We start from the raw sequence: 8,749 nt of genomic DNA, 5'->3' as shown, positions 1-8,749 counted from the left end.
TAAATCTTTCCGCATCCAGTCGATGGCAAAACCAAAGTCAAACTTATCCTGAGCCATGGTTTCGGCACGGTTTTCCATCTGCCACGAGCCTGCTGCACCATGTTTAAGCACATCGACCACCTGGGCAATATCCAGGCCGGATTTCTCTGCCAGCAGGATGGCTTCACTCAATCCCTGCAGTACGCCGCCGATGCAGATCTGGTTGACCATTTTACAGCGCTGACCCTGACCGTTTTCACCCAGTAGCGCTACACGCTTAGCGTATGCCGTCATTACCGGCTCAACTTTGGCAAAAATCTCTGGTTCGCCACCGCACATAATGGTGAGTACGCCATTTTCGGCACCCGCCTGACCACCCGATACCGGGGCATCGATAAACTCGTTGCCAACTTTGCGGCACGCATCCGCTAACTCGACCGCCAAATCGGCTGAAGTCGTGGTGTGGTCCACTAAAATGGCCCCCGGTTTCAAGCCAACCAGAATACCCTCTTCACCGTACACCACGCTGCGAACGTCATCGTCGTTACCCACACAGACAAATACGATGTCACACTCTTCAGCCGCCTGCTTAGGAGTATCGCACGCAATCCCCTGATACTGCTGAGCCCACTGGTCAGCTTTAGCTTTGGTGCGGTTATACACTTTGGTCTCGTGTCCCGCTTTTTGCAGATACCCGGCCATCGGGTACCCCATCACGCCTAAACCAACAAAGGCAACTTTTAATGTGCTCACTTTATGTTCTCCTTCCACTGACTGATGGAATACATTACCTGTTGGCTCATAGCCACGCCAGCAAAACTCTTTGCCGCTCCTGCCGGTGGGGAAGTTGCATTCTTTATTTGGGTAAAAGTTGGAGATATGTCACAATACCGCTTTTACTGCCACGACTGTTTACCATGAAATTTCAAGCCGCGATATTCGATATGGATGGCCTGTTGCTCGATACCGAACGCGTATGTATGCAGGTTTTTCAGCAAGCCTGTGAAGCCGTTAGCCAGCCTTTTTTCAAAGAGACCTACCTGCAAATCATCGGCCGCAATGCCGCGGGTATCGATCAGGTTCTGCGCGCCACTTATGGTGATAACCTAAACATCATCCATCAAGAGTGGCGCAGTCGTTACGAAGCCGTGGTCATGCACCAGGCGATACCGGTAAAAACGGGCGTAGTGGATATGCTGGACTGGCTAAGCGAGCAGAATATTCCCCTGGCGGTCGCCACTTCTACGGCCAAACCGGTCGCGGAAGTGAAACTGCGCCTGGCTGGCCTGGATGGCTATTTCAGCAACATCACCACTGGCTGCGAAGTGAGCCAGGGCAAACCTGACCCGGAGATTTACCTGTTAGCGGCCCAGCGTCTCGGTGTCGAAGCCCATAGCTGTCTCGCCTTTGAGGATTCCAATAACGGCGTGAAAGCCGCGGTGGCCGCCAATATGATCACCTTGCAGATCCCGGATTTGGTCGAACCCTGCCAGGAAGTGCTGGCTTTTGGCCACGCCATCCACGCCGATATGTCCGCAGCCCTGCACAGCCTGCAGCGGCAGTAATCAGTAGCCGATACGGGTCAACACCAGATTGTGTTCACCACCGGTGACCGGGTAACTGGATCGTGAACAGATCCGGCGGCCCGATGTCAGCGCTTTCAACCAGAAGTGATCCAGACTCAGCATTGCGAATGACGGAGTCTGGTTGTCCGGCCACCAATTCGGCCAGCTGCTGACCGGCGCGGTTTCAAAACCGGCAAACAGATTGATAAACAGCAGGCTGGTGGAAGCCAGATTAAAATCGCCTACTATCATCATTTCATTCTGGTTGCTGTGTGCCACCAATCGCTGCACCGCCAACAGGGCGGCATTGCGCTTACGCCATTCTCGTTCCGAATCGGGAAACGGCGGATTGGCCACCACAAATGAAATCGGCTCCTGAGGAAACGGATGCCAAACCCCCTGAATGATGGTCATGCCACTAGGTAATCGCTGTACGGTGACCCGGGATAACGGTACCCGACTGAGCAATACCTGCTCGGTGGCGGATTTTTGTGGTCCCGTAGGATGGAAACTGGCTGGCCTGATCTCCAGCGATGTCAAATCGGCGACATGATATCGGTAGGGATATTGCCGATCCAATTCTTGCCAGTGTGGTTGTTGTGCCGGCACCGATTGCAGTACCAGCAGATCAACCTGGTTGTCTGCCAGTGTGCCGATGACCGAGCTTAATTCCCGCGATGAGCTAAGCTCACTGATTTGGGCAACGGATACCGGGCTGTGGCAATCCGCTAACACCTGGTTATGTGCCGGAGGTAACAGCACCCACAGAATCACCGCCGCCAGACTACTGACAACAGCTTGCAGCCAATGTTGAAACAGAAATAGCAACAGAGCCATCAACGCAAAATAACCGAAAAATACGCCCGGCATGGCGGATAGGTTCTCGGCCCACCACTGGCGATGCATCAAGTGCAACGCCCCCCAGAAAAATGCTGGCAGCGCAACTGCTGCCCAGATAATCCAGCGCACAGTCACTCTTCCTTGTGTTGGTTAATCTTTGAATCGTATCCGTTTGTGGAATATTACGATCCGGCCTGATTAGCCGACGCTGTTTATGCAAATCATCACCGCATCCGGTCGCCAGTATTCAATTTCGCAGTCCATGAGTTCGCCGTCTTGTTTGTAGTTTACACGACGGATCTTCAGTACAGGCTGACCTTCAGCGAGGTTGAGTGCTTTGGCTACGTGAGCGGGTGCCGCGGTAGGGATAACGTCAAAGCTGGCACTTTGGGTAATGTAACCGTATTGGTCGCGAAAGAGGCCCGTAAGAGAGGAGGTGAGATCGAACTCGAGAATGCCCGGGAATAGTTCCGCTTTCAGACAGTTTTCAACCAGTAACACTGCCCGCCCATCAATATATCGTAGTCGCTCAATGACATGCACCGGGGTGATCCGGTTTACGGCTAACGTCTCTGCGTGTTCGCCTGCCGCCATTTCGCTTCGCACAGAGATCAGTGTAGTCGCTGATATGCGATCTTGCTCACATATCATTTGATCAAAATGGCAGCGTGAAAGCGGATTATAACGAATTCTCGGCGGCGATACGTACCAGCCCCGCCGCTCTTCGCGATAGATAAGCCCTTCTGTTTCCAAAGAAATCAGCGCATCTTTTAAGGTGATTCTGGTGGTGTTAAACAGCTCACTCAGGGCTCGCTCTGAGGGCAGTTTTTTTCCTTGAGAAAGGATCCCGCTGTGGATCTGTTCGCGCAGGCTGGTTTTAATGGTTGCCAGTTGGGTGACTCTGGGTTTATTCATCCCTGATCTAGTCCAGTAAAAAATTTGCCTCAGCCTAACTGCCGTATATAACAGAATCATGACATTAGCCGGCAATGCTAACAGCTGATTAGTTTTTCCACCAATGACACAGATCTGCAATACAACTGCCGCAAAACTGTCAATAAAATCCAGCCAAAGCGTCATACAGGCCTCTTAGCATAGCTTTCGAACTTACTGACCTAGTCCAGAAGGATTGAGACAATGAAAACAATGCTTATCAGTGCCACGCTGGCTGCCGCAACTCTGTCGGCAAATGTCCTGGCACAACAGAACGACCTGGAATCACTGATTGCTGCGGCCAAAAAAGAGGGCCAGGTATACAGCGTGGGCATGCCTGACAGCTGGGCAAACTGGCGTGATACCTGGGTAGACCTGCAGGCCAATTACGGTTTACAGCATCAGGACACCGACATGAGCTCGGCCCAAGAGATCGCCAAATTTGCCGCGGAGAAAAACAACGCGACGGCGGATATCGGCGATGTCGGCTTTGCCTTTGCCCGCGTGGCGGTTAAAAAGGGCGTCACTCAGCCGTATAAACCTACCAGTTGGGCGCAGATTCCAGACTGGGCCAAAGATAAAGATGGCCACTGGGCGCTGGCTTACACCGGTACTATCGCCTTTATCACCAACAACAACCTGGTGAAAAAAGCGCCAACAAGCTGGCAGGATCTGCTGCAAGGCAACTATAAAGTGACCGTCGGCGATGTCGGTGTGGCGGCTCAGGCCAACAATGCGGTGCTGGCGGCGGCGTTTGCCAATGGCGGCGACGAGTCTGACCTGCAACCGGCACTGGACTTCTTTGCCAAACTGGCCAAACAGAATCGTTTGTCGTTTACCGACCCGAACATGGCCAACCTGGAAAAAGGTGAAGTTGAAGTTGCCATCATGTGGGACTTTAACGCCCTAAACTACCGCGACCAGATCGATCGTGAACGCTTTACGGTTACCATCCCTCAGGATGGCTCGGTAATTTCTGGCTACACCACCATCATCAACAAACACGCCAAGAATCCCAACGCGGCCAAACTGGCACGGGAATACATTTTCAGCGAACAGGGCCAGATCAACCTGGCACAAGGCTATGCTCGCCCTATCCGCTCCGATATCACCCTGCCGGTTGCGGTACAAAACAAGCTGCTGGCCAATGAACAGTATCAGAACGTTCACCCGGTCAGCGACTTCACCGCCTGGGAAAAATCTGCCCGCAAACTGCCGCGTCAGTGGCAGCAAAGTGTATTGATCCATCAACAGTAACGAGGCAACCATGAGCAGTAAGGTTATCCTTGTTGTTCTCGATGGTCTCAACTACCAGGTAGCCCGCCAGTGTATGGGCTACCTTAATGGTCTGCTTGAGCAGCAAAGAGCAACGCTTTATCAGATCGAATGCGAACTGCCTTCGATTTCCCGTCCTTTATATGAATGTATCCTGACCGGCGTCAGGCCGGTAGACAGCGGTATCGTTAATAACCAGATCGTGCGCCTGTCCCATCATGAGTCTGTCTTCAGCCTGGCGAGACGGCAGAATAAAGTGACCGCTGCCGCGGCTTATCACTGGGTCAGCGAGTTGTACAACCGTGCCCCATATCAGGCGGTCCGCGACCGGTTTACCGAGGATTCTCAGCTCAATATTCAGCACGGCTGTTTTTACCACTGGGACAGCTATCCCGATGAAGCGGTCTTGCTGGACGCCGAGCACTTGCGCCAGCGTCTCCAGCCTGATTTTCTGCTGATCCATCCGATGAATATCGACGACGCCGGCCACCAGTATGGCCTGGATTCGGCTCAGTACCGCAACAGCGCCCGTAACGTTGATAGTTTATTAGGTGAATATATCGACAACTGGCTGACCGACGGTTACCAGGTGATGATCACCAGTGACCACGGCATGAACCAGGACTGCTCCCACGGCGGCATTCTGGCCGAAGAACGTCAGGTTCCCCTGTTTGTCATCGGTGACCGCTTCCGCCACCAGCCTTGCGAAATTGCCCAAACTGAACTGTGTGGCAGCGTGTGCCAACTGTTGGGGCTGGATCACGACAAACCTTACCAGCCGGAGCTGTTACTGTTATGAACCTATCCCTGTCTGCCCTGCGCGCTCGCCGCCAGTTCAGCCAACCGCTGGAGAAACTGGCCACTCTGGCTCCGGCGCTCTGGTTGCTGCCATTTGCACTGATTTTTTACAGCTTTCAGCTCGCCCCTATGCTTTGGGTGCTGGTGAACAGTTTTCAATATGAGCAACAGCTATCACTGGAGCATTATCTGGAAGTGCTCGGCTCGCCGTTTATGCGTCAGGCGTTTGGCAACAGTTTGTGGCTGGCGCTGTTCTCCAGCCTGGAGGGACTGGCGATCGCCACGCTGCTGGTCTCTTCGCTGCGCCGGGTCGATTCCCGCCTGCGTAATGCGGTGATCGCCTTTACCAATATGAGCAGCAATTTTGCCGGTGTGCCGCTGGCGTTCGCGTTTATTATCGTACTCGGCACCAACGGCGCCGTTACCCTGCTGCTGCGCCAGTACGGTGTGATTGACGACTTCAATCTCTATGGCAAGTGGGGCCTGCTGGTGATCTACACATATTTCCAGATCCCGCTGGCAGCACTGTTGCTCTACCCGGCTTTTGACGCGCTGCGGGATGACTGGCAAGCCGCTGCAGCACTACTGGGCGCCAGTGCCCGTCAGTACTGGTGGCGAATCGGCCTGCCGGTGCTGTTTCCGGCCCTGCTGGGCACTTTCATTATCCTGCTCGCCAATGCGATCGGCGCGTACGCCAGCGTTTATGCACTGACTTCCGGTAACTACAACCTGGTGACGATTCGCATTGCCAGCCTGGTGTCCGGCGATCTGTTCCTTGAACCTAATCTGGCGGCGGCCATCTCTGTACTGCTGATGATCATTCTGGCCACCATAACCGCAATCAACCAGTGGCTGATTGCCAGGAGTTATCATGGTAAACACTAACCGCACCGGCAGTCTGTATGACAAAACCGTGGTGTATCTGATCGTGGCGCTGCTGTTGTTGCCGCTGGCGGCGACCTTGCTCTATTCATTCTCTTCGCGCTGGGGGGCAACTGTGCTGCCGGACGGCTTTACTCTCAACTGGTATCGTGAGCTACTGACAGACCCGAGATTTCTGGCTGCCTTTGGCCGTTCACTGCTGGTTTGTGGCGGTGCCCTGCTGCTGAGTGTGGCGGTCATTCTGCCAGCGGTGTTCGTGGTGTTCTATTACTTTCCTAAGCTGGACCGCTGGATGAACCTGCTGATCTTACTGCCCTTTGCGGTACCTCCGGTGGTGTCGTCGGTCGGCCTGTTACAACTGTATGCGGATAGCACTATTCCGCTGATCGGTACGCCCTGGATCTTGATCGGCACCTATTTCACCATCGCGTTGCCGTTTATGTATCGCGCGCTGGCCAATAGCTTCAGCGCGATTGAGCTGCGCAATCTAATGGACGCGGCGCACTTGCTCGGGGCCAGTACCGGTCAGGCATTCCGACTAGTGGTACTGCCCAATTTGAATAAAGGTCTGATGTCAGCCCTGTTCCTGTCGTTCTCATTTCTGCTGGGTGAATTTGTGTTTGCCAACATTCTGGTTGGTACCCGTTTCGAAACCCTGCAAATCTACCTGTACAACATGCGTCAAACCAGCGGCCATTTCACCTCAGCCCTGGTGATGACTTACTTTTCGTTTATTTTTCTGCTGACCTGGTTGGCCGGCAAATTGGGTTCCAAATCATGAGTTATGTCACTGTAAAACATCTGACTAAACGTTTCGGCGACCAGAGCGCCTTTGAACAGATTAATTTCAATATCGACAAGGGCGAATTTGTTACCCTGCTGGGTCCCAGTGGCTGCGGCAAGTCGACCCTGCTGCGCAGCCTGGCCGGACTAAACCCGGTCGACCAGGGTGAAATCTGGGTCGATGGCAAAGAAATCAGCCATCAACCGCCTCAGCAGCGGGGAATTGGCATGGTGTTTCAGTCTTACGCCCTGTTCCCCAATATGACGGTCTCCGACAACATCGCCTTTGGCCTGAAGATGCAGCGGTTAGCTAAGGCACAGATAGACAGCGAAGTCGCCAAAGCGATCGAGCTGGTCGATTTACGGGGTAAGCAGCACTGTTACCCGCAGCAACTGTCCGGCGGTCAGCGTCATCGGGTCGCTCTGGCGCGAGCATTGGTGGTCAAACCGCGTATCCTGCTGTTGGATGAGCCCTTGTCGGCCCTGGATGCCAAAATCCGCAAACACCTTCGCCAGCAGATCCGCGATATTCAGCAGGAGATGGATCTGACTACTATTTTCGTTACCCATGATCAGGAAGAAGCGATGATCATGTCTGACCGGATTTTTCTGATGAATCAGGGACAAATCGTTCAGCAGGGTTCGCCGGAGAGCATCTATACGCAACCCGCCAACCAGTTTGTCGCCAGTTTTATGGGCCATTATAATCTCATTGATGCGGCGACCGCCCGGCAGCTGTTCCAGCACCCGTTCGACTGCCAGGTCGCGGTGCGGCCTGAGTCGATTTACGTTAGAGAGCCTGGCCGTGACTATGGTGAGCATGTTTCTGCGCCCCAGATGGCGACCATTCGTCACCACCAGTTGTTAGGCAATGTGATTCGCTATCAGGTAGTGGTCAACGACTGTCCGCTGGTAGTGGACCTGCTAAACCGCTCTTCCGAACGTCTGCTGGCCCCTGGCGCGAAGCTGGAGCTACTGTTTAACTTGAACGAAATCCAACCTGTGAGAGCGTAATATGTCCAAACCACTGTATATATTCGATATGGATGAAACCCTGATCAATGCTGATTGCGCCAGCCTGTGGAATCAGTTCCTGGTTGATCAGGGCATTGTCCAAGACCCGGATTTTATGCGTCAAGACCAGCACCTGATGCAGCTGTATGCTCAGGGAGACATGGCGATGGAGGAATACCTGGCGTTTGCCATGTCACCGTTAGCGGGCATTCCATGCCAGCAGGTGGCTAATTGGGTCGACCAGTGCGTGGAGCACTATATTCTGCCGCGCCAGTTTCCCCAGGCGAAGCAGCTGGTCAACTCCCTGCTGGCACAACAGCAGGAGCTACTGGTGATTTCAGCGTCGGTCAGTTTTCTGGTGCATGCGGTGGCCGCCAGGCTGGGTATCGAGCAGGCGCTGGGAATCGATTTACAGGTTGTGGATGGCTGTTACACCGAACAGATAACCGGAATTCCCAGCTATCGTGAAGGCAAAGTCGCCCGCCTTAGGCAATGGCTGGCCGAGCAGAATAACCGCTTCGATGAACTGCATTTTTATACTGACTCCATCAACGACTTACCACTCTGCCTGCATGCCGATTACGCTTACCTGGTTAATCCGTGTCCACAGTTGGCCAAATACGCGAATCAACCCGGATGGCAGCAACTGCACTGGGGCTGAATCAGACCACGACTAAATT

General features: G+C 53.7%; 9 protein-coding genes and 1 pseudogene. 7 read left to right on the top strand and 3 right to left on the bottom strand.

Features of this window, described 5'->3' with window-relative positions; genetic code table 11:
- Nucleotides 1-750 (bottom strand): NAD(P)-dependent oxidoreductase (locus ACQY6F_RS17315; RefSeq protein WP_428776217.1); only part of this gene is annotated, 750 nt, incomplete at its 3' end.
- 146 nt (nucleotides 751-896) lie between these two features.
- On the opposite strand from ACQY6F_RS17315, the gene ACQY6F_RS17310 reads away from it, so the two are divergent.
- The gene (locus tag ACQY6F_RS17310) at nucleotides 897-1,544 is read left to right on the top strand and encodes an HAD family hydrolase (protein ID WP_428776216.1); all 648 of its coding nucleotides are present in this window, start codon (nucleotides 897-899) and stop codon (nucleotides 1,542-1,544) included.
- On the opposite strand, the gene ACQY6F_RS17305 is transcribed toward ACQY6F_RS17310, so the two are convergent.
- A complete protein-coding gene (locus tag ACQY6F_RS17305) occupies nucleotides 1,545-2,513 on the bottom strand; it encodes an endonuclease/exonuclease/phosphatase family protein (RefSeq protein ID WP_428776214.1) in 969 nt (322 codons plus the stop codon).
- Nucleotides 2,514-2,582: 69 nt separating this feature from the next.
- On the bottom strand, nucleotides 2,583-3,299 hold the full coding sequence (locus ACQY6F_RS17300) for a UTRA domain-containing protein (protein WP_428776213.1): 717 nt from the start codon (nucleotides 3,297-3,299) through the stop codon (nucleotides 2,583-2,585).
- A 222-nt stretch (nucleotides 3,300-3,521) separates the two neighbouring features.
- On the opposite strand from ACQY6F_RS17300, the gene ACQY6F_RS17295 reads away from it, so the two are divergent.
- The 6 genes and pseudogenes from ACQY6F_RS17295 to ACQY6F_RS17270 all read left to right on the top strand — a co-directional run bounded on the left by ACQY6F_RS17295 (nucleotide 3,522) and on the right by ACQY6F_RS17270 (nucleotide 8,730).
- The gene (locus ACQY6F_RS17295; RefSeq protein WP_428776211.1) at nucleotides 3,522-4,574 is read left to right on the top strand and encodes an ABC transporter substrate-binding protein; all 1,053 of its coding nucleotides are present in this window, start codon (nucleotides 3,522-3,524) and stop codon (nucleotides 4,572-4,574) included.
- Nucleotides 4,575-4,584: 10 nt separating this feature from the next.
- Nucleotides 4,585-5,391 (top strand): alkaline phosphatase family protein, encoded by an 807-nt coding sequence (locus ACQY6F_RS17290; protein ID WP_428776209.1) that lies wholly within the window; start codon nucleotides 4,585-4,587, stop codon nucleotides 5,389-5,391.
- A gap of 71 nt (nucleotides 5,392-5,462) precedes the next feature.
- A pseudogene (locus ACQY6F_RS17285) lies at nucleotides 5,463-6,275 on the top strand (ABC transporter permease); the annotation flags it as partial.
- A complete protein-coding gene (locus ACQY6F_RS17280; protein WP_428776208.1) occupies nucleotides 6,262-7,053 on the top strand; it encodes an ABC transporter permease in 792 nt (263 codons plus the stop codon). The pseudogene ACQY6F_RS17285 and the gene ACQY6F_RS17280, both read left to right, overlap by 14 nt.
- On the top strand, nucleotides 7,050-8,069 hold the full coding sequence (locus ACQY6F_RS17275; protein WP_428776207.1) for an ABC transporter ATP-binding protein: 1,020 nt from the start codon (nucleotides 7,050-7,052) through the stop codon (nucleotides 8,067-8,069). The genes ACQY6F_RS17280 and ACQY6F_RS17275 overlap by 4 nt, the downstream gene beginning before the upstream one ends.
- A 1-nt stretch (nucleotide 8,070) precedes the next feature.
- Nucleotides 8,071-8,730 (top strand): HAD family hydrolase, encoded by a 660-nt coding sequence (locus ACQY6F_RS17270; RefSeq protein WP_428776205.1) that lies wholly within the window; start codon nucleotides 8,071-8,073, stop codon nucleotides 8,728-8,730.
- The last annotated feature ends 19 nt before the right edge of the window (nucleotides 8,731-8,749 follow it).

It is taken from the genome of Vibrio sp. (assembly GCF_050299255.1).
Lineage (GTDB): Bacteria > Pseudomonadota > Gammaproteobacteria > Enterobacterales > Vibrionaceae > Vibrio.
This window is presented reverse-complemented; position numbering and strand designations above follow the sequence as displayed.